General features: G+C 63.4%; 1 protein-coding gene. It reads right to left on the bottom strand.

Translation table 11 applies throughout. The features are described 5' to 3' along the window. Positions 1-306, bottom strand: a 306-nt coding sequence (locus HCA61_RS25930; protein WP_169691065.1) for an RHS repeat protein, incomplete at both ends; no start/stop codon positions are given.

The following is a 306-nucleotide window of genomic DNA, read 5'->3' as shown; positions in this document are numbered from 1 at the left end:
GTCAGACAGCAGGCTGTTCAGGTGCTGGCTCTGTAACTGCCCGGCAGGGGTATAAGCGGTGGTGAGTTCATAACGGCCGAAGCTGCGCAGCGTTTCCCGGTGCAGGCGGTCGCGGGTGTACTCCACCAGCGGTGTGTCGCCGAGTTTCATGCCTGCCAGGTAACCGCTGCCGTAGGTCAGCCATTCCACGGCGGGCAGGCTGTCCGGTATACAGCGGTTCGCCAGCCCCTGCGCGTTGTACGCATGTCTGGTCTCATGCTGCCAGAGCAGTGCTTCCGTCTGCGGGTGATGCACCGTCTGACGCTC

It is taken from the genome of Rhodococcus sp. HNM0563 (genome assembly GCF_012726195.1).
Lineage (GTDB): Bacteria > Actinomycetota > Actinomycetes > Mycobacteriales > Mycobacteriaceae > Rhodococcus.
The sequence above is the reverse complement of the archived record's forward strand: the minus strand, read 5'-3'. Positions and strand labels throughout refer to the sequence as shown.